Origin of the sequence: Frateuria sp., from assembly GCF_013362045.1 — a bacterium.
Classification (GTDB): domain Bacteria; phylum Pseudomonadota; class Gammaproteobacteria; order Xanthomonadales; family Rhodanobacteraceae; genus Frateuria_A.
This window is the reverse complement of record NZ_JABFWW010000209.1, coordinates 1-21,621: the sequence shown is the minus strand read 5'-3', so window position 1 is coordinate 21,621 and position 21,621 is coordinate 1. Positions and strand designations below refer to the sequence as shown.

Here is a 21,621-nt window from a genome sequence, read left to right as displayed (position 1 = left end):
GGGATGAAGCCTGCTCCACGCCGCCGCTGGTCGCGCCTGCGCCAGCTGCGGCGGCGGATGGACAACGCGATGTTCACCCGCGCGCGCTATTCGCAGCCGATGATGCCGGTGATGTGCCTGCTCGGCGGCTTGTTCATGCCGCTGTACTGGTTCCTCTGGACCTACGTGCTGCCACAGCCGTATGGCAACCTCGGATTGCACATGGCCGGCTGCGTGGTGCTGCTGCCGCTGGCGCTGCAGCGCTGGTGGCCACGCCGCTGCAAGCCGTGGCTGCCGACGTACTGGTACGCGGCGATCACCTTCGTGCTGCCGTTCTTCTTCGGCTACCTCACGCTGCGCAACGGCGGCACCATCGGCTGGATGGCCGCGCACCTGTTCTCGATCTTCATCACCATGATGCTGTTCGACCTGGCCAGCTTCGTGCTGATCTTCAGCCTCGGCACCGGCCTGGCGGCGCTGGCGTTCCAGCTCGGGCCGCACGAGGCCTGGCCGTGGCAGGCGATGGCGCAGTACGCGCCGGTGCTGGCGCTGACGCTGGTCCTCGGGCCGCTGGCCAGCCTCTCGCAGAAGTTCGGCGACCAGGCCAAGGTCAAGGCGCTGATCGGCGCCTCCAACAACATCGCGCACGAACTGCGCACGCCGCTGGGCTCGGTGCAGCTGGCCGGCCGCGCGATCGGCCGCCATCTGCCGAACCTGCTGGAAAGCCATCGCATGGCCGAACAGGCGGGCCTGTCCGTGGCCCCGCTGCGCAGCCCGCACCTGCAGGCGCTGCAGCGTGCCGTCGACGTGATCGAACATGAGGTCAACCACTCCCACACGGTGATCGACATGCTGCTGATGGCGGCCCGGCCGATGGGCACGCTGCAGATGGAACCGCTGCACGCGCGCGCCTGCGTGGAGCAGGCACTGGCGCGCTACCCCTATGCCTCGCGGACCGAGCGCGAGCGCGTGAAGTTGTCGCCCGGGCCGGTCGATTTCGTGGTGATGGGCTCCGAGCCGCTGCTGACCCACGTCCTTTTCAACCTGCTGCGCAACGCGCTGTTCCACACCGGCCGCGCCGGCAAGGGCGAGATCCACGTCAGCCTGGACAGCGACGCCGGCGGCCATCGCATCCGCGTGCGCGATACCGGCCCCGGCATTCCGCCCGACGTGCTGCCGCGCATCTTCAACCGCTTCTATTCCTACAGCGAAGGCGATGCAGGCACCGGCCTGGGGATCGGGCTGGCCTTCTCGCAGAGCGCCGTCGAGCGCATGGGCGGGCGCATCAGTTGCCGCTCGCGCTGGGGCGAATACACCGAATTTTTCGTGACGTTTCCATCTCGCGTGCCATCTGGACAGGGATTTTCGGCATGAGCATCGATTTCCACGGCGACATCCTGCCGTTCCACTTTCCCACCACCACGCTGCTGGTGGACGACCACGAGAAATACCTCGACAGCGTGCCGTTGCTGCTCGATCCGATGCTGCGCCTGCGCAGCTACGCCTCGCCGCGCCAGGCGCTGGCGGAGCTCGGCAGCCATGGCATCCGCGCCGTGCCGGGCGGCGGCTGGATGTACCACTGGAAGGACCGCTCCTCGCAGACGCGCGAGCTGGTGGCGCTGGACATCGATTCGATCCACCGCGTGATGTACGACCCCGAGCGCTTCGCCGAGGTCTCGGTGGTGGTGGTGGACCTGACCATGCCGGAAATGGACGGCATCGCCTTCTGCCGCGAGCTGGCCAATCCGCACATCGGAAAGATCCTGCTGACCGGCACGGCCGACGACTGCACCGCGATCGAGGCCTTCAACGCCGGCGTGATCGACCGCTTCATCCGCAAGAGCGACCCGCAGGCGATGGACAAGCTGCAGCAGGGCATCCGCGCGCTGCAGCGGCGCTACTTCGAGCGCGTCGGCGGCTTCGTCGCCGAGGCGCTGGCGCTGGGCAACGTGCGCTTCCTGCGCGACAAGGCGTTCCAGCAGGCGTTCCGCGAACTGGTCGGCGACTTCCCCGCGATGGAATGCTACCTGCACGTCAATCCCACCGGCCTGCTGCTGCTGGACGAGCGTGGCCGCGGCCGCTTCGTGCTGGTGCAGACCGACGAGGACCTGCGCGCGCACTACGAGATCGCCAGCGACCTCGGTGCCCCGGCCGAGCTTCTCGCCGCCTTGCGCGACGGCGATCGGCTGCCCTGGTTCGGCGATGGCGACGGCTACTACCGCGAGGACATCCGCCAGCCGGAAGCCCTGCTGCACCCGGCGGTCACCGTGCGCGGCGAGCAGTGGTACCACCTCGCGCTGATCGAGGACGTCTCGCGCTTCCAGCTCGGCAAGCTGCGCAACTACCGCGACTGGCTGGGCGAGCAGGACGGCCAGGCGCTGGGGGCCTGATCGCTCACATGTGCTGCTGTCGGCGCAGGATCTGCCAATACATCACCCAGTCGCCGGCCAGGCTGTAGAGCGGATGGCGGAAGGTGGCCGGGCGGTTCTTCTCGAAGGCGAAATGGCCGATCCAGGCGAATCCGTAGCCGGCCACCGGCGCCAGCCACAGCCAGCGCGCGTCGCGCGTGACGATCGCCACGGCGATCACCAGCAGCACCATCGTGCTGCCGACGAAGTGCAACCGTCGGCAGACCCGGTTGCGGTGTTCGTCCAGGTAGTGGGGGTAGAAGTCGCGGAAACGGGTGAATTCGGGCATGGCGCGGCATCCGGCGAACGATGCGACCAGCGTGCACCCGCTCCAGACAAGGTTCAAGGCATCCGGCACCCATTCGCAGCGGACAAAGGCGCCGAAGTCGAAGAGCGTGCGGAACCATCATCGATGCACGAGGACGTTCGACTGCACCCGTCCCCGCGCCAAGGAAGTGGCGCCTGTATTGCACCGGTCGGTCACGCCCTGCAGGCGCGTGCTAGCAACGGACAAAGACGGGGTATGCAGACCTTTCTCAGGAGCGCCCAATCCCGACGGCGCTCTCTGCGCGATTCGGAACCCGTCATCACGCGCACATGCAAATGACGGCCAGTCGCCGCGCATTCCGCCTTGCGAGCCTTCAGAACATCGCAACGCTTGCGTGGAATGGATCGGCGCCCCCTAGTGCTCGGGCAAGGGGATGAACTCTTCCTCGTCCCCGGGCACTACGCCGAAACGCCCGGCCGCCCAGCCGGCCTTGGCCTGCTCGATGCGCTCGCGCGAGCTGGCCACGAAGTTCCACCACAGGTGCCGTTCGCCATCCAGCGGCGCGCCGCCGAACAGCACCAGCCGGCTGGCCTCGCGGGCGCGCAACGGCGCCGCCGCGCCAGCGGTCTGCACGGCCATGCGGTCGGCCGACAAGACGGTCCCGCCCCATTCGAGCTCGCCCTCGACCACGTATACGCCCCGCTCGGGATGTTCGTCCGGCCAATCCAGCACCGATCCTTCGGCGAGCCTGGCCTCGATCAGGAACATGGGCGCGAACACCTTCACCGGCGAGCGTTCGCCATAGGCGTTGCCGGCGACAAGCAGCAGTTCGGCGCCGCCGCGGCTGAGGCGGGGCAATTCATCGGCATCGTGATGGTGGAACTCCGGCGCTACCTCCGCGTCCTGGCGCGGCAGCGCCACCCACAGCTGGATGCCGTGCAGCCGCTGACCCTCGCGCCGCGCGTCCGGCGGCGTGCGCTCCGAATGCACGATGCCGCGGCCGGCAGTCATCCAGTTCACCTCGCCGGGACGGATGTCGGCCAGGCTACCCAGGCTGTCGCGGTGGCGGATGCAGCCCTCGAACAGCCAGGTGATCGTGGCCAGCCCGATGTGCGGGTGCGGCCGCACGTCCATGCCCCTGCCGGGCGCGAAATCGGCCGGGCCCATGTGGTCGAAGAACACGAACGGACCGACGTGCCGCGCCAGCAGCGCGGGCAGCAACCGGCGCACGGTAAAGCCGTCGCCGAGGTCGTGTCGACGGCCTTCGATCAATCGTGGCATGTGGTCCATGTCCGCTCCCGGCGCCTACCAGGCGCGCTGGTACTGTAGCGGCGCGGCCAGCGACTGGCCCAACTCCTGCGCAGCGCGCCGCGGAAAATAGGGATCGCGCAGGCTTTCGCGGGCGATCAGCACCAGGTCCGCCTCGCCATTCTCCACGATGGCTGCCGCCTGCGCCGATTCGATGATCAACCCGACCGCGCCCACGGCAGTATCCGCCTCGCGGCGGATGCGCGCGGCAAAGGGAACCTGGTAGCCCGGCTTGACCGGGATCCTCACGTGCGGCACCAGCCCACCGCTGGAGACGTCGACCAGGTCCACGCCCAGCGGTTTGACGTCGCGCGCCAGGCGCACGCTCTCTTCCATGCTCCAGCCGCCGTCCGCCCAATCGGTCGCCGAAATGCGCAGCCACAGCGGCAGCGTCTGCGGCCACACCTCGCGCACCGCTGCCAGCACCTCGTGCAGCAGCCGCGTGCGGTTCTCGTAGCTGCCGCCGTACGCATCCGTGCGATGGTTGCTGAGTGGCGACAGAAACTGGTGCAGCAGGTAGCCGTGCGCGGCGTGCACCTCGATCAGCTCGAAGCCGGCGGCGAGCGCGCGCTGCGCGGCTGCGCGGAAATCTGCCGCCACCTTGCGCAGCCCTGTCTGGTCCAGCGCCTGCGGCACGTGCCAGCCTTCGTCGAAGGCGATCGCCGAGGGCGCCACGGTGGTCCATCCACCTTCCGCAAGCGGGCCACCGCCCTCCCACGGGCGCTGCGCACTGGCCTTGCGCCCGGCATGCGCCAGCTGCACGCCGGCAACGGCGTGCTGGCCGCGGATGAAAGCGGCGATCGGCCGCCATGCAGCCATTTGGGCATCGTTCCAGATGCCGGTGTCGCCGGGCGAGATGCGGCCTTCGGGCGACACTGCGGTGGCCTCCGCAATCACTGCAGCCGCTCCACCGACTGCGCGGCTGCCCAGGTGGACCAGGTGCCAATCGCCTGGCATGCCGTCGGTGGCCGAGTACTGGCACATCGGCGAAACGACGATGCGGTTGCGCAAGCTGAGGCTGCGCTGCGCGAACGGGGTGAACAGTTCCATGCCATGGCCTTGGGGAAAGACAAGCCCAGGAGATGACGCCAGGCCGGCGGCCCTTCAAGAGCCCGCCGGGCGCCCCTTCGCTCCCCAGGGACTCCTGATGACCACGACAGCGTCGTGGCGCAAGGCTGCGCCGGCGCCAGGCAACCGGCCGCGAGCCTGTGCGTCAGGCCTGCCGTGGCAAGGGCGCCGGCGCGAGCTGCATGGGCCCGGCCACCACCCACAAGGGTGCGCCGCGGTAGCCGTCCAGCACGGCCCACGCGCCGCAGGCGATGGCCGAGGACATGAGGAAAGCCGTCCAGTTGTCGTTCCCGGGCGCGGCAAGCAGGCGCGGAAGCCAGATGACCAGGGTGATGATGCTCAGCATCGCCGACTCCAGCGCCACCGCCAGGCGCGGCAGCAGGCCGAGCAGCACGGCAGCGGCGGCGGCCAGGCTGGCCGCGCCGGTAAACCAGGCCCAGGCCAGATGCCAGGGCAGCCAGGCCGGCATCAGCGCGACCGTCTGCGGCGCATAGACGAAATGCGCCAGTCCGATGGGCAGCAGCGAAAGCGCGAACAGCAGCCTCGCCCCACGGTTGCCGCCCTCGTGCCGCAGGCGCAACCCCATCAGCGTCCAGCCGCCGGCAAGTATCAATGTGATTTCTGCCACGCCCAACCAGGTCGCCTCCATGCCGGGCATCGCCAGCACGCCCGGCAGCTTCAGCAGCAGCGTCCATAGCGCCAGCAACGCGACCAGCGCGACCGCAGCGGCCGGCGCCGTACGGCGTACCAGCAAACCGAGCCCGCTCGCGAATTCCACCAGGGCGACGGCCAGCGCAATGCCACCTTCCGCCGGCAGATGCGCGACGGGCAGGTGCTGCCACACGCCGGCAAGGTCGCCGTAGATCCATCCGCGCACGCCCAGCCCGATCATGCAGAGGGCGAGCAGGGTTTCGCCCAGGCCGGGATCGTCGGCCATCCTCGCGCCGGAAGGCACAGGACCGAGCAAGATCGGGCGCAAACGGTTCGATCCGGACATGGCGGCCTCCCGGGTGGCGGTCCGGCATTATTGACCCAAAGCGGCGCGCTTGAGCGCATGCAGCGGCGCTGCGGCAAGCGATGAATCGGGCTGAAGAATTTTGCGGATGATGTGGTGCTTGCGAGCGCGAGGCGTGCCGGCCGTCGCGACCCGGCCGATGATTTCCGCTCGGCCGCTCGCCGCAAACTTCTACGTGGCCCGGTCCAGCCAGTGGGCGATGCGCACGGCTACCGATTGCGGCGTCTTCATCCAGCCGAAGTGGTTGGCGGGGCCCTGCAGGTCATCCGGCGCAACCACTTCATGCATGACGTCCGCGCAGGGTAATTTGTCCAGCAGCCACGCCAACGAGGCGGCCGGTCCCAGCCAGTCGTCGCGCATGCGCAATGCGAGCACGCGGCCGGCGTAGCTGGCCATGCACGCCTCCAGGTCGCCCATGCCCTCGGCCCGGTAGCTGCCGGTGCGGCCGCTGCGCGCCCAGTCGCGGATCACGCCGCATGCCTCGTTGCCGCCGAAACCGATACGGCGGCCCGGGAAATGCCCGAGCGCGCCGGCCAGCAGCGGGGCGGCCACGTAGGCGGCGCCGATCAGCCAGGGGTGGTGGAAGTTCCTCCAGTACGGCGCGCCGCTGGCCACTAGCACCAACTCGCCGCCGAGTTCCGGATGCCGCGCGGCAAACACGCTGGCCAGCTGGCCACCGAGGCTGTGGCCGCCCAGTGCACCCGTGGCACCCGGCCAGGCCCTGCGCGTGGCCACGAGTCCCGCCGGGAGATCCTCCTGCAGCAGCGCGCGGTAGCCCCAGTCCTGGCCCCGTCCCGCGCGGCGGTCGCTGGAACCGATGCCGCGCCATTCGTGCAGCGCCACCGCGATGCCTTGCGCGGCCAGCGCCTGCGCCAGCGGCAGGTAATGCCTGGCCGGCACGCCCATTGCCGGCAGCCAGTACAGCCACCGCGATGCATTGGGCGCGCCGACCAGCAGCAGCTCGCTGGACGCGCCATCGGCAGCGACCACGCGCACCGCACGCGCAGCTTCGTTCGGGTGGGTTTCCATGGCTCTGCGCCCAAAAGAACACAGGCTAGCGAAGCGGCAACGCGCGCACAAAAAAAGGCCGGCTTGCGCCGGCCTTTGGCAAACATTCGATCCGCCGCTCAGGCCGGAGCAACCTCGTCGGCCTGCAGGCCTTTCTGGCCCTGCACGACCTTGAAGCTGACCTTCTGGCCTTCCTTCAGGCTCTTGAAGCCCGTTCCGCTGATGGCGCGGAAATGCACGAAGACGTCGGGGCCACTCTCCCGGCTGATGAAGCCGAAGCCCTTGGCGTCGTTGAACCACTTGACGGTGCCAATTTCACGATCCGACATGACTCACTCCGTTCTGCACGATGCTGAGACAAGTCGACCTCCCCTTTGGCCGACGGCTTACTGGGCATGCAGGGAGCGGGTGGAGCGAGGCGTGATTCAGGGGAATCCCGCATCGGGGCACGCACGTGGACCGAGCAGACACAGTGGCTCAAGCATAGCGGAATTTTCGCAAAAGCAACCCATGCCGGATGGCCTGCCCTGCGGGCATGAAAAAAGCCGGGCATCGCTGCCCGGCTTTTTAGGCTTTTACGGCAGAACCGTTAGGCCGGGAGGACCTCGTCGGCCTGCAGGCCCTTCTGGCCCTGCACGACCTTGAAGCTCACCTTCTGGCCTTCCTGCAGGCTCTTGAAGCCGGTACCGCTGATGGCGCGGAAATGCACGAACACATCCGGGCCGTTGTCGCGGCTGATGAAGCCGAAGCCCTTGGCGTCATTGAACCACTTGACGATACCCATCTGACGATCAGACATGAAACACTCCGTAGGTTTTTCAAAGAGACTCGACCGCCGCAACGTTGCGGGGCCGACTTACTGGTGTGCAAGGAAAACCCTAGGGGTGAATCGATGAAGCGCAGATCGTGATCGGCGGCATCGGGCCACAAAACTCTGGTGACCCCGGCAAACACAGTGCGCGCATCATAGCCGGTACCGGGCGCCGGTGCGACCGCCAAACTGAACGCGCATGGTCCCTTTCCGCGAAGGATTTCAGATTTTCTTCACGGTGCCGTTTGTCTAGTGCCCTGGTCGCCAGCGCACGCCGGCCACCGCGTCGCCTTGAGGAACCCAGCCATGAAGCCTGACCTCCCGCGCCTGACCCTCACCCTGCTTGGCGCTGGCCTGTTGCTGGCCGGATGCGCCAGCCACCCGGCACGCCCCGGCACGACCAGCCCAACGCAGGCAACCAGCGAAAGCCAGCCACAACCCGGCACGCCGGCCGGCCAGAACAACGGACAGGTCCGCGCGCCCCGCAGCGAGCGGCATGCCGCCAAGGCGTCCGAAGCGCCCTCCGAACTGCCGCAGAACACCGGCATCCCCGCCTGCGACGACTACCTCGCCAGCTACGTGGCTTGCCACCGCGCGGCGGCCATCTACAAGCCCGACCAGATTCCGGCACGCTATGAAGCCATGCGCACCAGTCTGCTGCGCGACTCGCAGGATCCGCAGATCCGCCCCAACCTGATGGTCCGCTGCAACGCGCTGGCCAGCCAGCTGCGCGAGGCCTTGCATGGGAAATCCTGCGCAGGCGCGCCGGCCGCGCCGAGCAGCCAGGATCAGCCGTAACGCCAGCCGGCACCGGCTGCCGGCTGCCGGCATCCGCTCGCGCTCGTCTTCGCCTAGCGCAGCGCGCCGGATGCCTTCCAGTGCGCACGCAACGCGCGTCCCAGCGCCGCCGGCTCGCTGTGCTCCAGCCGGATCGCCGGCGTGCCGTGCCAGCGCGCGGTGCGCCCGATTGCCTCGGCCACGTCGGTGACCAGGCGCGGCGCAATCGCCTGGCCGGGCTCCAGGAACAGCGCCTTGATCTCGAACACGCCCTCCTCGCGATGCGCCTTGGCGTCCAGCCGGCCGACCAGGCTTCCGCGATGCAGGAGCGGCAACACGAAGTACCCATAGCGGCGCTTGGCCGCGGGCGTGTAGCACTCGATCGCGTACTCGAAGCCGAACATGGCCTGCGCGCGGGCGCGATCCCACACCAGCGGGTCGAACGGCGAGAGCAGCGCCGTGTGGGTCGCGCGCAACTGGCCGGCCTGCACCCCGGCCAACAGCGGCGCATGCTCGCGATGCACGTAGCCGGGCGCGTCCCAGCCCTCGACCGGCACCGCCAGCAGTTCGCCGGCGGCGACCAGCGGCGCCAGTTCCGCTTCGCCCACGGCGGGTTTCAGCCGGTAGTAGTCGGCGATCCAGCGGGCCTGCGTGATGCCCAGCGCGCGCACGCTGTCGAGTACGAAGCGTCGGCGCAGTCCGGCCTTGTCGAGGCCGCTCGGCACGAACGGCGGATCGAGTCCGGCGAGCACGCGCTCGGCCAGGTCATACACGCGCTGGAAGCGCTCGCGCCGCGGAATCATCAGTTCGCCCAGGGCGAACCAGGCCTCCAGCCAGCGCTTCTCCGGCTTCCACTCCCACCAGCCGCTGGCGCCGCGATCGGCGCGCGGGAAGTCGGCCGCGCGCACCGGCCCCGAGGTACGGATGCGCTCGAGCAGATCGTCCATCTGCGCGCGGTGGTCGCGATGCATGCGCTCGGCATGGCGATGCGCCCAGTGCGCGCCGCGCTCGCGCCAGGCGCGGTGCAGCGGCAGGTCCGCCGCGGGCACGAAGCAGGCCTCGTGCGCCCAGCACTCGGCGATGCGCCCCTGCGCCAATGCCTGATCCAGCCAGGTGCTGTCGTAATCGCCCAGGCGGGCGTGCAGCACCAGGTACGGGCTGCGCGCCACCACGTGGATCGAATCGATCTGCAGCAGGCGCATGCGTTCGATCGCCGCCAGCACGTCGCCCGGTCGCGCGCGACGGGCGGGCGGGCGCAACAGGCCCTGTGCAGCCAAATGCACCCGGCGCGCCTGGGCCGTGCTCAACGGCACGGAAAGGCGGGATGAAGCGGGGTGCAACGATGGCGTGGGTTTCACGGAACCCTGTCGCGCAGTTTGAGGCGGCATTTACAAACCGTTTGTTAGCGTGCCTGGAGCGCGGTAGCCCATCGATTGCCTGCGTCCGCGCCCCCGCATTCTGGCATGGAGTATCGATGATGAAATCCCGCAAGCCATTGCTGTCCGCCCTGGCGGCCGGTTCGCTGCTGTTGTCCGGCGCGCTGGCGGCGCAGAACCAGCCGGTGCCGCCGGCGCCGCCATCGAACCCGACCGATGCCGCGCCTCCGCCCCCGCCGGCGACGCCCCCTCCGCCCGGCTCGCCGCAGTCGACCATGCCCCAGTCGACCATGCCGCCGACACCACCGCCGCCGCCGAATCCTGCCGACACGCAGCCCGTGCCGCCCACCAGTTCCGGCATGCAGAACATGCCTGCGCCGCCCGCCAGTTCCGGCATGCAGAGCATGCCGCCGCCCGCCTCCAGTTCACCGCCGCCTGGCCAGACGATGGACAACGGCATGAATGGCGTGCAGCACAACATGGACAAGCATGGCGACATGAACAGCGCCGGGGCCGGCGCCAACGTCGAATTCAAGTCCTCGATGCCGCCGGCATCCTCCACTGGGCCGGCACCGGACTTCAGCCAGCTGGCCAACGGCAAGAAGTCCATCACCATGAAGGAAGCGGCCAGCTACCCACCGCTGGCCAATGACTTCGAGCACGCCGACAGCAACCGTGACGGTCGCATCACCCAGCGCGAGTACGATCGCTGGAAGTCGCACTGAGCTTTCACCCCTACCCCCTCGCCGGCCTCCGCGGCCGGCTTTTTTTGCGTTACGGGCGGTTCGGACGGGGCTCGCTAGACTTGCGCCTTTGCAGACGGGGGCTGGCCTAATGAAGCGACTTCCGATCGTGGCGCTCGCGCTGCTCGGCGGCGCGTGGACCTGTGCGGCGCAGGCGCAGAATCCCAACCCGATGGACATCCGCGCCTGTACCGCCATCGAGAGCGACGCGCAGCGGCTGGCCTGCTACGACCATGCCACCGGCCGGGTCAACCTGCCGGCGCCCCGGAAGCGCGCGGACGAGAGCACCACCCTGCCCGGCGTGTTCGGCCACGACCTTCCTTCGCACGCGGCGGTGGAGGAGGCCAGCCCGGAGGTCGCCGCGCCACTGTCGCTGCTGGACAGCCGCTGGGAGCTCTCGCCGGAGGCCAAGCTCGGCACCTTCAACGTGCGCGGCTACAAGCCGGTCTACCTGCTGCCGGTGTTCGCCACCAGCAACCAGAACGAGCGCCCGCAAAGCCCCAATCCGCTCAACACGGTATCCACGCCTGAGCAGCTGCAGAACGCCGAAGCGAAATTCCAGCTGAGCCTGAAGACCAAGATCTGGCAGGGCGTTTTCGGCGACCAGGGGGACTTGTGGCTGGGCTATACCCAGTCGTCCCGCTGGCAGGTCTACAACAGCCGCATCTCGCGCCCATTCCGCGAGACCAACTATGAGCCGGAGGCCATGCTGGTGTTCGACACGCACTACCAGTTGCTGGGCTGGGACGGACGCCTGCTGGGCATCGGCTTCAACCACCAGTCCAACGGCCGCTCCAACCCGCTCTCGCGCAGCTGGAACCGGGTCGTCGCCGATATCGGGCTCGAACGCGACGGCTGGACCGTGATGCTGCGGCCATGGTGGCGCGTCCCCGAGGGCGGCACGGACGACAACAACCCCGACATCAGCGATTACATGGGCCGCGGCGAGGTGCAAGTCGTACGCGAGTGGAATGGGCAGGAGTTCGGCATGATGCTGCGGCACTCCTTCCGCGGCGGCAGCCACAGCCATGGCGCCGCGCAGTTCACCTGGAGCTTCCCCCTGGCCGGCAACCTGCGCGGCTACATGGAACTGTTCAAGGGCTACGGCGAGAGCCTGATCGACTACAACCACAACGCCACCTACCTCGGGCTCGGCGTGTCGTTGCTCGATTGGTACTAGCCGGCGGACCCGTCGCTCGTTGAAGGGGGAGGTTTTTGGTGCTGCCGCTTTCCCCTTGGAACGGAACGCTGCGCGTGCCTTGCTCCCTCTCCGCACAAGTGGAGAGGGTTGGGGTGGGGACGGCTTTCGCCACCCCGGACGCGGTCAGTGGTGATGCCCACCCGCACCATGCACGTGCCCGTGCGCCATCTCCTCGGCACTGGCCGAACGCACTCCGGTGACCTCGACATTGAAGTGCAGGGTCTGGCCCGCCAGCGGATGGTTGCCGTCGATGTGTACCTTGTCCTCGTCCACGCGCACGACGGTGACGTTGATCACGCCCTGCGGGCCTTGGCCCTGGAACTGCATCCCCGGCTGGATGTCCTGCACGCCCTGGAACGCCTCGCGCGGCACTTCCTGCATCAGCTCGGCATGGCGCACGCCGTAGCCTTCCTCCGGCGATACGTCGACCTTGAATTGGTCGCCAGCCTGGCGGCCGGCCATCACCTTCTCCAGCCCCGGCACGATCTGCCCGGTGCCGTGCAGATAGGCCAGCGGCTCGCGCCCTTCGGAACTGTCGATCACCCGGCCTTCATCGTCGGTCAGCGTGTAGTGGAAGGAGGCGACGGTGTTGTCTGCGATCTGCATGGCGTTCTCGTGATCGGTGGATAGGCCAGTTTATCAGGTCGTCGTGCAGGCCCTGTCACACCGGCCTGCGCGGTGGCGCCGCGGTTGCGATACTGCGGGCATGAACCGGTTGCGCCTGCTCCCCCTGCTCGCCCTCGCGCTGTTCCCGCTGCACGCCGCGGCGATGGACCTGACCGCCACGCGCGCCGCCATCGACGCACGCATCGCGCAGCCGCGTTTCGCCGCCGCGCGCTGGGGTATCGCCGTGGTCTCGCTGGACAGCGGCCGCACGCTCTACGCGCACGACGCGGACAAACTGTTCCTGCCGGCCTCCACCGCCAAGCTCTATACCGCGGCGCTGGTGCTGAACGGGCTGGATACGGCCTACCGCATTCCCACCCGAGTCCTGGGTCCGGCGCCCGACCGGCGCGGACGCGTGGACGGACCGCTCGTCCTCTACGGCATGGGCGACCCCTCGCTGGGCGCCGATCCGGCCACCGCCGACTGGGCCGACGCGCTGGCCTTGCAGCTGACCGCCGCCGGCGTGCGTCGCATACGCGGCGACCTGGTCGCCGACGCCACCTATTTTGCCGGGCCGCCGCTGGGCGATGGCTGGGAGGCCGCGGATCTGCTGAGCGGCTTCGCCGCGCCCGCCTCGGCGCTGAGCGTGCGCGAAAACCAGTTGCGGCTGACCGTCACGCCCGCGGCGCGCGCCGGCGAGCCGGCGCAGCTCGTCCTGGATCCGCCGGCCGCACTGCGCCTGGACGGCCGGTTGCAGACGACACCCGCCGGCAACCGCAGCGACGTCAACCTCTACCGCGCGCCGGGCAGCGGCTTGCTGCACGTCTTCGGCACGATCGCCGCACAGGCCCCGGCGCGCAGCTTCCGCCTGGCGATGGACGATCCGGCGCGCGTGGCCGGCACCGAGTTGCTCCAGGCGCTTGCGCGCCACCGCATCGAGCTCGATGGCGGGCTTCGCGTGCTGCACTGGCCGCAGCCGTCGGAGGCATTGCGTGCAGACGCCCACGTGCTGGCCGAGGTCCGCTCGCCTCCGCTCGGGACGATCCTGCGCGCGGGCCTGAAACGCTCGCAGAACCTCTACCTGCAAAACCTGCTGCAGCTGGCCGGCCTGCGCGAGCAGGCGGCTTCCGCCGATCCGGCGCCGCCCGCCGACTTCCTGGGCACCGCCAATTGGGGCCTGCGCGCGCTGCGCCAGCTGCTGGGCCGCATCGGCATTTCCCCTTCGGCCAGCCTGATCGGCGAAGGCACCGGCCTGTCCCGCCGCGACCTCACCACGCCCAACGCGCTGGTGCGCCTGCTCGCCTTCCTCGCCAACGGCCCCGATGGCGGCGCCCTGCGCGGCATGCTGCCGGTCGCCGGCGTCGACGGCACGCTGGCCGGGCGCATGCGAGGCACGCGCGCCGCCGGCAACGTGCACGCCAAGACCGGCAGCATGACCTACGTGAACTGCCTGGCCGGCTACGTCACCAGCGCGGCCGGCGAGCACCTGGCCTTCGCCATCCTGCTCAACGACTACGATCCGCCGCCGGGGATGTCCGCCAGCGCGGAGGTGGATGCCATCGCGGTGTGGCTGGCCGAACTCGGCGAGTCGGCCACGGGCAGCGGTGCACCGGCATCCTCCGGCGAACGAGAAAGGATCAGGTAGCCAGCTTCGCCGCCAGCTCACGGTCGATCTTCGCGGGCGCGTCCGTGGAGGCGTAACGCCTGACCACCTGCCCATCCGGATCGACCAGGAACTTGGTGAAGTTCCACTTGATCGCCTCGCTGCCCAGCACGCCCTTGCCCTCGCGCTTGAGCCAGCGATAAAGAGGATGGGCATGCCCGCCGTTGACCTCGATCTTGGCAAACAGCGGGAAGCTCACCTCGTAGTTGAGGCTGCAGAACTGGCGGATCTGCGCCTCGTCGCCCGGTTCCTGGTGGCCGAACTGGTCGCAGGGAAAACCGAGGACGGTCAGGCCCTGGTCACGGCGTGCCCGCCACAGCGCCTCCAGGCCCTCGTACTGGGGCGTGAAGCCGCACTTGGAAGCGACGTTGACGATCAGCAGCCAACGCCCGCGCCACTCGGCCAGCGAGCGCTCGCGACCGTCGATGTCGCGCGCGGAAAAGTCGTAGACGCTGCTCATGCAGGGGCTCCCGTAGCTTTGCGGGCAGTCTACGCCGGCGAGTGCATATGCACATGAGCGAAGGTCATTTCCGCCGGCGCGGCCGGGAGGCGACGCTGCCGTGATGTACCTGCTGATCTGCACCCTGATTTCGCTCGCGACCCTGGTGCTGCTGGCGCGGGCCGCCTGCCGCGAGGCGCCGCATCGCCCTGCATGCGCCCAGGCGCCGCGCGACGAGGACCTGCCCTAGCTCAGGCCTCTGGCGGAATCTCGAACACCTGCCGCAGGTAGGCCACGTAGGCGAAGTCGTCGCACATGTTCTTGCCCGGCGAGTCGCTGAGCTTGGCCACCGGCTGGCCGTTGCAGCGGACCATCTTGATCACGATCTGCAGCGGCACCGGCCCCACGTCGTTGGTGAGGTTGGTGCCCACGCCGAAGGCCAACTGGCAGCGCCCGCGGAAGTGGCGGTAGAGCCGCATCACGCGGGGAAGGTCCAGCGCATCGCTGAAGACCAGGATCTTGCTGCGCGGGTCCACGCGGTTGGCGCGGTAGTGCGCCAGCACCTTCTCGCCCCAGGCGAACGGGTCGCCCGAGTCGTGGCGGGTGCCGTCGAACAGCTTGCAGAAGTACATGTCGAAGTCGCGCTGGAAGGCGTCCAGGCCGTAGACGTCCGACAGCGCGATGCCGAGATCGCCGCGGTATTCCCTGGCCCAGGTCTCCAGCGCCACGCGTTGCGAATCGCGCAGGCGCGGCCCCAGCGCCTGGTGCGCCTGCAGGTATTCGTGCGCCAGCGTGCCCAGCGGGGTGAGGCCGAGCTTCCAGGCGAGCCAGACGTTGCTGGTGCCGGCCAGCTGTTCGCCCAGCCCATCGCGCAGCGTGCGCACCACCTCTTCGTGCCACTGGCGCGAGAAGCGCCGGCGTGTGCCGTAGTCGGCGATGCGGCAGTCGGCGTATTCGGCATCGCCACGCAGCAGTGCGACCTTCGCATGCAGGCGCCGGCGGCCTTCGGCAAGATCGAGATCCGGCTGGGTGTTGCGGAAGTACACCTCGTTGACGATCGCCAGCAGCGGCACCTCGAACAGGATGGTGTGCAGCCACGGCCCGACGATGCGGATCTCGATCTCCCCGTTTCCCGATGCCGCCGGCGCGATGCTCACGTACTTGGCATTGAGCTGGAACAGCCCCAGGAAGTCGACGAAGTCGCTCTTGATGTAGCGCCAGCCGCGCAGGTAGTCGAGCTCTTCCGCGGTGAAGCGCAGGCCGCACAGCGCGTCGAGCTCGGCGCGGATCTCGTCGATGTAGGGCACCAGGTCTACGCCCGGGTTGCGGCACTTGAACCGGTATTCGACCTGCGCTGCCGGATAGTGGTGCAGCACCACCTGCATCATCGAAAACTTGTACAGGTCGGTGTCTAGCAGGGACTGGATGATCATGCGTGCGCCCGATGGGACCCGGCGCGCCGGATCGGCCCGCGCATTATCCCTGCGCGGGCGCGAGCGCGGCGAGCTGCTTCTCTATCGCGTCCACGAAAGCCTGCGCACCCGGCCAGCTGGTGATGCGGCCCAGCTTGCGCGTGCCGGCGAACACGAAGAACGCGGGAATCCCGTGCAGGCCGAAGCGCGTGGCCATGCCCGGATCCTCGTACACGTTGTCGTGCAGCCAGCGCACGCGCGCCCACTGGAAGCGTTCGCGGGCGAGCAGCATCGCGCGCTTGGCGATGTCGCAGTTGGGGCAATCGCGGCCCCACAGGAACAGGATGGTCAGGCCATCGCCCGGCTCGGCAAGCGCCGCGTCGAGCTCGGCCTCGTGCACGCGGCGCATGGGAAATTGCCCGAAGAACTGCGGAACGGCGCTGTCGCTCATGCTTCCAGCATGGGGTGCGGGGAGCGGCGGCTCAAGGCGTGCTGCCGACCTCCAGCACGGTGAAGCTGCCGGGCAGCACCGGCGGGTGATGGTGTGCCCCGCCTTGCTCCGTATGCGGCCCGAACTGCGCCGCCGAGAGGAACAGGTGCCCGCTCTTGGGGTCCAGCGCCAGCGTGCGCGCGGTGGTCTGTGTCGGAGCGGTGGCGAGCACGCGGTAATGGTCCGGACCGTCCTCGTGCACCACGGTCAGCGTGCCGCTTTCGCCATTGGAGCTGAAGACCAGGCCGCGCTGGCTGTCGAAGACGACCCCGTCGGGGCCCTTGCCGATCGGCACGCTGGCCACGCGGCGGCCGCTGTCGGCATCCAGCACCGTCATGGTCTGGTTGTCGCAGACCGAGACCAGGCGCCGGTGCGCGACGTCGATCGCCAGGCCGGAGGGCGACTCGCACGGCGCCAGCGACCAGGTCGCGCGCACCACCGCGGCCTTCGGGTCGAGCTCGACCAGCTCGTTCTTGTCCTCGATGTTCGCCCAGACATGGCCGGCGCCGTCGCTGACCGCGAACTCCGGCTTGCCCGGGAGCGCGATGGTGGCGAGCAGCTTGCCGCTGGCGGCGTCGAACGCGGTGGCGTTGGCGCTGCGCCCGTTGAAGGTGAACACCCGCCCGCTCGCCGAGTCGTACAGGATGGCATCGGGATTGGCGCCGCTGGCCTTGAGCGTGGCCAGCGTCTTCAGCGTGCCGGTGTCGAACACGGTCACCTCGCCGCTGCGCCCGTTGCTGATCCAGCCGCGGTGCCGGGCCGGCGCCAGCGCGATCCCGTGCACTCCATCCAGGTGCTCGATGCGCCCTACCGGCTTGCCGCCGTCGGCATCGAGCACGATCACTTCATCGCCATGGCTCACGTACACGCGCCGCGCGGCGGCGTCGAGCGCCAGGTAGTCCCAGCCCTGGTCTCCGCCCAGGACGTAGCGGTGCAGCACGCGGTAATCGGCAGGCGGCGCAGAAGCGGCCAAGGCGGCGGCCGACACCAGGCCGAGCGACGCGGCGATGGCCAGGCGGGACAGTACGTTCATGGCGGGCTCTCCGTGGCGGACCTGCCGATGCTGGTGCCTGGGGCTTACCGGGCGCTTATGCGGCCGCTCCCGTTATGCGCCGGTCATCGGGTCGTGCCGATGGCGGGTGCTGCGCCCGCCTCGGCGGCGAGGAGTTCCAGCGTCCGGTCGCGCTGCGTCCTGGGCTGCTGCGCCAACGCGCCCACTGTCGCGTAGAACGCGCCCCACTGGCCCTCGGCGTGTTTGAACAGCACGGCAAAGGCGCCCGTCCAGCGGTCGTACAGCCCGAAGGGGAGCAGCCGCGCATTGTTGATGGGCGCTGCGACCCAGGCGTCATAGCGGTGATCGCCCGGCCAGCGGGTATCGCGCCAGTGGGCGTAATCCCGGCGAAATGCCTCGACCCGCGCCTGCTTGCCTTGCTCCAGCGCCGCCGGATCATGGGTGCTCGCATACAGCCGCCCGAGGCGCTCGCGCAGGTCCAGCACCAGCGCCGTGAAGTCCTGCTCCATCGCCTGCCCCCGCGGGTCGGGCGGCGGCAGGCCGCGCGCGTGGCGCCACTGGCGCAGGCCCTCCTCCCCGACGAAGCTGGCGAAGGATTCGTTGAAGGCGGTATCGCCTTTGACATAGAGCCGCTGGTGCGCGAGCTCGTGGAAGATCGTGCTGGCCAACTCGTCGTCGTCCCAGCGCAGCATGCTGGAGACGATGGGATCGGCGAACCAGCCCAGCGTCGAATACGCCGGCACCGGGCCGATCCACACGTCGTCGCCTTGCGCCCTCAACTGCGCCGCCCGGGCTTGTGCGCGCGCCTGCTCGAAGTAGCCGCGGTAGGCCACGCAGCCGGCGATGGGGAAGCACTGCGGCAGGGCGTCGACCGAATACGGCGGCGTGGCGAACACGTTCCACGCCACGTACGGGCGGTGCAGGTCGACGTAGCTCCGGTAGCTGCGGTTGTCCGGCAAATCCAGCTGCGCGGAGGCGAAGGTCCTTGCCTGCACGGCCAGCTTCAGACGCGCGGCCAGCGCCGGATCGGTGGACGGATCGCGCAGCAGCCGCACGATCGGGCGGCGGTGCGCGAGCAGCGACGCCTCGCCGTGCGCCACGTGGACGTAGTAGCGCAGGCTGCCGCAGGCTGTGAGCGGCAGCAGCGAACCGAGGATGGCCAGGCGCGCCACGCGCCGCAGGACTGACGGAAACGGCATGCCGCGATTGTGCCAAGCCCTGGCTCTGTGCACGAGGCCGGCGGCAGATCGCGCGTCAGTCGTGATCGTGGTAGCGACGCTCGTGCCGGTCGCCGCGATCGTCCCGGTCAACGCGAGGGTTCTGGCGGCGGTCGCCACGGTCCCAGTGGCGTTCGCCGCGCCAGTCCTGGTCGCGTCCGCGGTAATAGTGTGAATCCGGGTACCAGGTGCCGCTGATGCCGACGCTCACCCCCGGCGCATAGCAGCAACCATAGCCCCAGCCGGGGCCGTAATAGCCGGAGTAATAGTCCGGCTCGTAGATCACCGCCGGGCCCTCGCCGTAGTAGGCATCGCCCTGGTAGCCGTTGCTGCGCACGTAGCTGTAGCCGGGGTCGTAGTAGCAACCCGACAGCGCCGCCGTGCCGAGCGCAAGCGCCAATCCTGCAAGCATGCGTTTCATGGCCCACCTCCGTGACTTCGAGTCACGAAGGTGACGCTAGCGGCGGCGATTTGAATGCGCCCTGAGCGCCGCGCCCGGCATCGCAGCCGGGCACGGCACGGGAAACACCGGCAACGATCAGGCCTTCGGACCGCGCTGGCCCACATGCACCGGAATGGTCGTCTTGGGCGCGTCGCTGGGCAGGCCGGGGCTGGCCGGCGTATGCACCGCTGAACCGCCTTGCGGTTGTGCTTGCCCGGGGTAGCCCGCGTTCTGCCGGTTGCGCTCCTGCTTGGCCTCCAGCAGCGCCTGGATGTGCGCCACGGCCTCTTCCGGGCTGATGTGCTTGGTCGCCGGCACCGGAGCGGCGCCCTTGCCGGCGGCCGGACGGCTGGCGCCGTCGCTGCGGGCCGCCTTGCGTGCCGGGGAAGCCACTTTCTTGGTGGCGCTTGCTGCCGCCGGCTTGCGGCTTGCCGTCTTCTTCGGGGCGGCAGTCTTGGGGGCAGCCACGCCGAGGGTCTTCTTCGGTGCCGGCCGGGTCGCGGCCCTCTTCGGAGCGGCCCTCTTCGGGGCAGCCTTCTTCGACGCAACCTTCTTCGGCGCTGCCTTCTTGGCCGCGGCCTTCTTTGGAGCGGCCTTCCTTGCCGCCGCCTTCTTGGCAGGCGCCTTCTTCGCAGCGCTCCTGGTTGCCGCGGACTTCGGTGCGGCCTTGCGCGTCGCCGTCTTGCCGGCGGCCTTCTTCGCGGCAGGCCGGGCGGCTGTCTTGTGGACCGCGGTCTTGATGCCGGCCTTCTTGGTCGCGCTCTTGCCGGCGGCTGCCTTCTTTGCCGCGGATTTCTTCGCGGCCGACTTGCGTGTCGTTGCCATGCGTCATCACTCCTGCGGGGGTCTGTGCGGCCTTGCCCGCGTTGGCGTGCCCCACGCACGCGGCGGAAAGACCTGCGTTCCCAGTATTGCGCGAGCGCCTGCTGCTGTCATGCGCGCTTGCGTCCGGAGCCATGGCCCAGTTCAGGATGCGGGCACCTACATGCGCGGGCTGGAGAGCTCCGCCAGGAAATGGCCCAGCACCCGTGGCTCGACCAGCAGGGTGAACACCACGCCGTAGGCAGCGCCCCACAGATGCGCGCTGTGGTTGACGTTGTCGCGGCCGACACGATCCATGTAGATCGAATAGGCGACGTAGAGCACCGCGTAGATGATCGCCGGCATCGGCACCACCAGCACGATGATGCGCGACCACGGCGACAGCAGGATGAAGGAGAACAGCACGGCCGACACCGCGCCGGAGGCACCCAGGCTGTGGTAGTTCGGATTGCGGCGGTTCTTCAGGTAGGTCGGCAGGATCGAGATCACCAGGCCGCCGATGTAGAACAGCAGAAAGCCCAGCCGCCCCAGCTCGGCGGTGTAGAACTGTTCCATCAGCCGCCCGAAGAAGAACAGCGTGAGCATGTTGAACAGCAGGTGGCCGAAGTCGGCATGGATCAGGCCGTAGGTCACCAGCCGGTGGTACTCGCGATGGCGCTGGATCGCCGGCGGCCACAGGATCAGGTCGTCCATCAGCTTGGCCTTGTTGAGGGCCAGGAAGGAGACGATGCAGGTGACGGCGATGATGGCCAGGGTGAGCATGGCTCGGGGCTTCCTCGATCGGGCGGACCCGCCATCTTGGCGGTCGCGGCGCGGCTTGTCGACGCTGCCTTCGCACGCGGCGCTATCATGCGCGCCTTTCCCCGCCCGCTCTCCCACGGACACGCATGGAACCCATCCGCTACCTGCATCTGGACGTCTTTGCCGCCACTTGCGGCGGCGGCAACCACCTGGGCGTGGTGACCGATGCGCGCGGCTGGAGCGACGAGGCGATGCAGCGCTTCGCGCGCTGGACCGCGCTGGTGGAGACCACCTTCCTGCTGCCGCCCACGACGGCCGGGGCCAGCTACCGCGTGCGCATCTTCACGCCGCAGCGCGAGATTTCCTTCGCCGGCCATCCCAGCATCGGCAGCGCGCACGCGGCACTGGCCTGCGGCCTCGCGCAACCGGTCGATGGGGTGGTTTGGCAGGAATGCGGCGCCGGCGTGCTGCCGATCCGCATCGAAGGCGAGGGCGAGGCGCGCGACCTGCTGCTCAAGTCGCCGGGCGAGCGCGTGCTCGCCACTGGCCGCGACGCGCACCCGTTGCTCGCCGCAACGCTCGCCGGCGCGGAACTGGGCGCCCTGCCGCCCGCGCTGGTCGACGGCGGGCGCCGCTGGTGGCTGGCCGAGGTCGCCGACGAAGCCGGCCTGCGCCACTGGTCGCCCGACCACAGCGCGATCGGCGCGCTGGCCCGCGCCAGCGACAGCATGGGCCTGTGCGCGTTCGCGCGCAGCGCCTCGGCGGACTACCAGCTGGTCGTGCGCGCCTTTCCCGCCGGCGTGGGCATCGTCGAA

At 69.2% G+C, this 21,621-nt stretch carries 25 protein-coding genes; 8 read left to right on the top strand and 17 right to left on the bottom strand.

The window, feature by feature from the left end:
• The first annotated feature begins 3 nt into the window (after positions 1–3).
• Together HOQ08_RS10055 and HOQ08_RS10050 are read left to right on the top strand one after the other, a co-directional pair.
• Positions 4–1,353, top strand: a complete 1,350-nt coding sequence (locus tag HOQ08_RS10055) for a HAMP domain-containing sensor histidine kinase (RefSeq protein WP_291193983.1) — start codon at positions 4–6, stop codon at positions 1,351–1,353.
• Complete coding sequence (locus tag HOQ08_RS10050; RefSeq protein WP_291193981.1) at positions 1,350–2,369, top strand: response regulator; 1,020 nt, start codon at positions 1,350–1,352, stop codon at positions 2,367–2,369. Before HOQ08_RS10055 ends, HOQ08_RS10050 begins: the two co-directional genes overlap by 4 nt.
• Before the next feature lie 4 nt (positions 2,370–2,373).
• On the opposite strand, the gene HOQ08_RS10045 is transcribed toward HOQ08_RS10050, so the two are convergent.
• The 7 genes from HOQ08_RS10045 to HOQ08_RS10015 all read right to left on the bottom strand — a co-directional run bounded on the left by HOQ08_RS10045 (position 2,374) and on the right by HOQ08_RS10015 (position 7,853).
• Positions 2,374–2,676 (bottom strand): DUF962 domain-containing protein, encoded by a 303-nt coding sequence (locus HOQ08_RS10045; RefSeq protein WP_291193978.1) that lies wholly within the window; start codon positions 2,674–2,676, stop codon positions 2,374–2,376.
• A 393-nt stretch (positions 2,677–3,069) separates the two neighbouring features.
• Entirely contained in the window at positions 3,070–3,945 is an 876-nt protein-coding gene (locus tag HOQ08_RS10040; protein WP_291193975.1) for a pirin family protein, read from the bottom strand.
• Between the two features lie 15 nt (positions 3,946–3,960).
• The gene (locus HOQ08_RS10035; RefSeq protein WP_291193972.1) at positions 3,961–5,013 is read right to left on the bottom strand and encodes an NADH:flavin oxidoreductase/NADH oxidase; all 1,053 of its coding nucleotides are present in this window, start codon (positions 5,011–5,013) and stop codon (positions 3,961–3,963) included.
• Between the two features lie 163 nt (positions 5,014–5,176).
• Positions 5,177–5,968: a hypothetical protein gene (locus tag HOQ08_RS10030; RefSeq protein ID WP_291193969.1), complete on the bottom strand. Its 792-nt coding sequence runs from the start codon at positions 5,966–5,968 to the stop codon at positions 5,177–5,179.
• Between the two features lie 249 nt (positions 5,969–6,217).
• The gene (locus tag HOQ08_RS10025; RefSeq protein WP_291193966.1) at positions 6,218–7,075 is read right to left on the bottom strand and encodes an alpha/beta fold hydrolase; all 858 of its coding nucleotides are present in this window, start codon (positions 7,073–7,075) and stop codon (positions 6,218–6,220) included.
• A 98-nt stretch (positions 7,076–7,173) separates the two neighbouring features.
• A complete protein-coding gene (locus HOQ08_RS10020; RefSeq protein ID WP_091333775.1) occupies positions 7,174–7,383 on the bottom strand; it encodes a cold-shock protein in 210 nt (69 codons plus the stop codon).
• Between the two features lie 260 nt (positions 7,384–7,643).
• On the bottom strand, positions 7,644–7,853 hold the full coding sequence (locus HOQ08_RS10015; RefSeq protein WP_291193960.1) for a cold-shock protein: 210 nt from the start codon (positions 7,851–7,853) through the stop codon (positions 7,644–7,646).
• A 318-nt stretch (positions 7,854–8,171) separates the two neighbouring features.
• Here HOQ08_RS10015 and HOQ08_RS10010 point away from each other — a divergent pair, with 318 nt between their 5' ends.
• On the top strand, positions 8,172–8,663 hold the full coding sequence (locus HOQ08_RS10010) for a hypothetical protein (protein ID WP_291193957.1): 492 nt from the start codon (positions 8,172–8,174) through the stop codon (positions 8,661–8,663).
• Positions 8,664–8,716: 53 nt separating this feature from the next.
• Here HOQ08_RS10010 and HOQ08_RS10005 read toward each other — a convergent pair whose 3' ends face one another.
• Positions 8,717–9,925 carry a crosslink repair DNA glycosylase YcaQ family protein gene (locus HOQ08_RS10005; protein WP_291193954.1) on the bottom strand — a complete coding sequence of 403 codons (1,209 nt, stop codon included), beginning with the start codon at positions 9,923–9,925 and terminating at the stop codon, positions 8,717–8,719.
• 194 nt (positions 9,926–10,119) lie between these two features.
• Between HOQ08_RS10005 and HOQ08_RS10000 the strand changes: the two genes are divergently transcribed.
• A complete protein-coding gene (locus HOQ08_RS10000; RefSeq protein ID WP_291193951.1) occupies positions 10,120–10,743 on the top strand; it encodes a hypothetical protein in 624 nt (207 codons plus the stop codon).
• 109 nt (positions 10,744–10,852) lie between these two features.
• Positions 10,853–11,941, top strand: coding sequence for a phospholipase A (locus HOQ08_RS09995; RefSeq protein ID WP_291193948.1), 1,089 nt, complete (start codon positions 10,853–10,855; stop codon positions 11,939–11,941).
• A gap of 144 nt (positions 11,942–12,085) precedes the next feature.
• Here the strand turns inward: HOQ08_RS09995 and HOQ08_RS09990 are convergent, their stop codons facing one another.
• Positions 12,086–12,568, bottom strand: a complete 483-nt coding sequence (locus HOQ08_RS09990; protein WP_291193945.1) for a peptidylprolyl isomerase — start codon at positions 12,566–12,568, stop codon at positions 12,086–12,088.
• Positions 12,569–12,668: 100 nt separating this feature from the next.
• On the opposite strand from HOQ08_RS09990, the gene dacB reads away from it, so the two are divergent.
• Complete coding sequence (gene dacB, locus HOQ08_RS09985) at positions 12,669–14,213, top strand: D-alanyl-D-alanine carboxypeptidase/D-alanyl-D-alanine-endopeptidase (protein WP_291193942.1); 1,545 nt, start codon at positions 12,669–12,671, stop codon at positions 14,211–14,213.
• Here the strand turns inward: dacB and HOQ08_RS09980 are convergent.
• Entirely contained in the window at positions 14,206–14,691 is a 486-nt protein-coding gene (locus HOQ08_RS09980; RefSeq protein ID WP_291193939.1) for a glutathione peroxidase, read from the bottom strand. The two genes, dacB and HOQ08_RS09980, sit on opposite strands and share 8 nt — an antisense overlap.
• 103 nt (positions 14,692–14,794) lie before the next feature.
• Here HOQ08_RS09980 and HOQ08_RS09975 point away from each other — a divergent pair, with 103 nt between their 5' ends.
• A complete protein-coding gene (locus HOQ08_RS09975) occupies positions 14,795–14,920 on the top strand; it encodes a hypothetical protein (RefSeq protein WP_291193936.1) in 126 nt (41 codons plus the stop codon).
• A gap of 1 nt (position 14,921) precedes the next feature.
• On the opposite strand, the gene pncB is transcribed toward HOQ08_RS09975, so the two are convergent.
• From pncB to HOQ08_RS09940, 7 genes are all read right to left on the bottom strand, one after another.
• A complete protein-coding gene (gene pncB, locus HOQ08_RS09970) occupies positions 14,922–16,103 on the bottom strand; it encodes a nicotinate phosphoribosyltransferase (protein ID WP_291193933.1) in 1,182 nt (393 codons plus the stop codon).
• Positions 16,104–16,146: 43 nt separating this feature from the next.
• Positions 16,147–16,533, bottom strand: a complete 387-nt coding sequence (locus HOQ08_RS09965; RefSeq protein WP_291193930.1) for a thioredoxin family protein — start codon at positions 16,531–16,533, stop codon at positions 16,147–16,149.
• Between the two features lie 31 nt (positions 16,534–16,564).
• Positions 16,565–17,605, bottom strand: a complete 1,041-nt coding sequence (locus HOQ08_RS09960; protein WP_291193927.1) for a YncE family protein — start codon at positions 17,603–17,605, stop codon at positions 16,565–16,567.
• Between the two features lie 83 nt (positions 17,606–17,688).
• Entirely contained in the window at positions 17,689–18,783 is a 1,095-nt protein-coding gene (locus HOQ08_RS09955; RefSeq protein ID WP_291193924.1) for an aminopeptidase, read from the bottom strand.
• Between the two features lie 55 nt (positions 18,784–18,838).
• The gene (locus HOQ08_RS09950; protein WP_291193921.1) at positions 18,839–19,222 is read right to left on the bottom strand and encodes a hypothetical protein; all 384 of its coding nucleotides are present in this window, start codon (positions 19,220–19,222) and stop codon (positions 18,839–18,841) included.
• 117 nt (positions 19,223–19,339) lie between these two features.
• Positions 19,340–20,068 carry a hypothetical protein gene (locus HOQ08_RS09945; RefSeq protein WP_291193918.1) on the bottom strand — a complete coding sequence of 243 codons (729 nt, stop codon included), beginning with the start codon at positions 20,066–20,068 and terminating at the stop codon, positions 19,340–19,342.
• A gap of 156 nt (positions 20,069–20,224) precedes the next feature.
• A complete protein-coding gene (locus HOQ08_RS09940) occupies positions 20,225–20,827 on the bottom strand; it encodes a rhomboid family intramembrane serine protease (protein ID WP_291193915.1) in 603 nt (200 codons plus the stop codon).
• Positions 20,828–20,952: 125 nt separating this feature from the next.
• Here HOQ08_RS09940 and HOQ08_RS09935 point away from each other — a divergent pair.
• The coding region (locus HOQ08_RS09935) for a PhzF family phenazine biosynthesis protein (protein ID WP_291193912.1) at positions 20,953–21,621 on the top strand (669 nt) is incomplete at its 3' end.

Excerpts from the sequence above, each read along its gene's own strand:
- HOQ08_RS10055 (WP_291193983.1), top strand. The coding sequence starts at position 4 with ATGAAGCCTGCTCCACGCCGCCGCTGGTCGCGCCTGCGCCAGCTGCGG.
- HOQ08_RS10050 (WP_291193981.1), top strand. The coding sequence starts at position 1,350 with ATGAGCATCGATTTCCACGGCGACATCCTGCCGTTCCACTTTCCCACC.
- HOQ08_RS10045 (WP_291193978.1), bottom strand. The coding sequence starts at position 2,676 with ATGCCCGAATTCACCCGTTTCCGCGACTTCTACCCCCACTACCTGGAC.
- HOQ08_RS10040 (WP_291193975.1), bottom strand. The coding sequence starts at position 3,945 with ATGGACCACATGCCACGATTGATCGAAGGCCGTCGACACGACCTCGGC.
- HOQ08_RS10035 (WP_291193972.1), bottom strand. The coding sequence starts at position 5,013 with ATGGAACTGTTCACCCCGTTCGCGCAGCGCAGCCTCAGCTTGCGCAAC.
- HOQ08_RS10030 (WP_291193969.1), bottom strand. The coding sequence starts at position 5,968 with ATGGCCGACGATCCCGGCCTGGGCGAAACCCTGCTCGCCCTCTGCATG.
- HOQ08_RS10025 (WP_291193966.1), bottom strand. The coding sequence starts at position 7,075 with ATGGAAACCCACCCGAACGAAGCTGCGCGTGCGGTGCGCGTGGTCGCT.
- HOQ08_RS10020 (WP_091333775.1), bottom strand. The coding sequence starts at position 7,383 with ATGTCGGATCGTGAAATTGGCACCGTCAAGTGGTTCAACGACGCCAAG.
- HOQ08_RS10015 (WP_291193960.1), bottom strand. The coding sequence starts at position 7,853 with ATGTCTGATCGTCAGATGGGTATCGTCAAGTGGTTCAATGACGCCAAG.
- HOQ08_RS10010 (WP_291193957.1), top strand. The coding sequence starts at position 8,172 with ATGAAGCCTGACCTCCCGCGCCTGACCCTCACCCTGCTTGGCGCTGGC.
- HOQ08_RS10000 (WP_291193951.1), top strand. The coding sequence starts at position 10,120 with ATGAAATCCCGCAAGCCATTGCTGTCCGCCCTGGCGGCCGGTTCGCTG.
- HOQ08_RS09995 (WP_291193948.1), top strand. The coding sequence starts at position 10,853 with ATGAAGCGACTTCCGATCGTGGCGCTCGCGCTGCTCGGCGGCGCGTGG.
- HOQ08_RS09990 (WP_291193945.1), bottom strand. The coding sequence starts at position 12,568 with ATGCAGATCGCAGACAACACCGTCGCCTCCTTCCACTACACGCTGACC.
- dacB (WP_291193942.1), top strand. The coding sequence starts at position 12,669 with ATGAACCGGTTGCGCCTGCTCCCCCTGCTCGCCCTCGCGCTGTTCCCG.
- HOQ08_RS09980 (WP_291193939.1), bottom strand. The coding sequence starts at position 14,691 with ATGAGCAGCGTCTACGACTTTTCCGCGCGCGACATCGACGGTCGCGAG.
- HOQ08_RS09975 (WP_291193936.1), top strand. The coding sequence starts at position 14,795 with ATGTACCTGCTGATCTGCACCCTGATTTCGCTCGCGACCCTGGTGCTG.
- pncB (WP_291193933.1), bottom strand. The coding sequence starts at position 16,103 with ATGATCATCCAGTCCCTGCTAGACACCGACCTGTACAAGTTTTCGATG.
- HOQ08_RS09965 (WP_291193930.1), bottom strand. The coding sequence starts at position 16,533 with ATGAGCGACAGCGCCGTTCCGCAGTTCTTCGGGCAATTTCCCATGCGC.
- HOQ08_RS09960 (WP_291193927.1), bottom strand. The coding sequence starts at position 17,605 with ATGAACGTACTGTCCCGCCTGGCCATCGCCGCGTCGCTCGGCCTGGTG.
- HOQ08_RS09955 (WP_291193924.1), bottom strand. The coding sequence starts at position 18,783 with ATGCCGTTTCCGTCAGTCCTGCGGCGCGTGGCGCGCCTGGCCATCCTC.
- HOQ08_RS09950 (WP_291193921.1), bottom strand. The coding sequence starts at position 19,222 with ATGAAACGCATGCTTGCAGGATTGGCGCTTGCGCTCGGCACGGCGGCG.
- HOQ08_RS09945 (WP_291193918.1), bottom strand. The coding sequence starts at position 20,068 with ATGGCAACGACACGCAAGTCGGCCGCGAAGAAATCCGCGGCAAAGAAG.
- HOQ08_RS09940 (WP_291193915.1), bottom strand. The coding sequence starts at position 20,827 with ATGCTCACCCTGGCCATCATCGCCGTCACCTGCATCGTCTCCTTCCTG.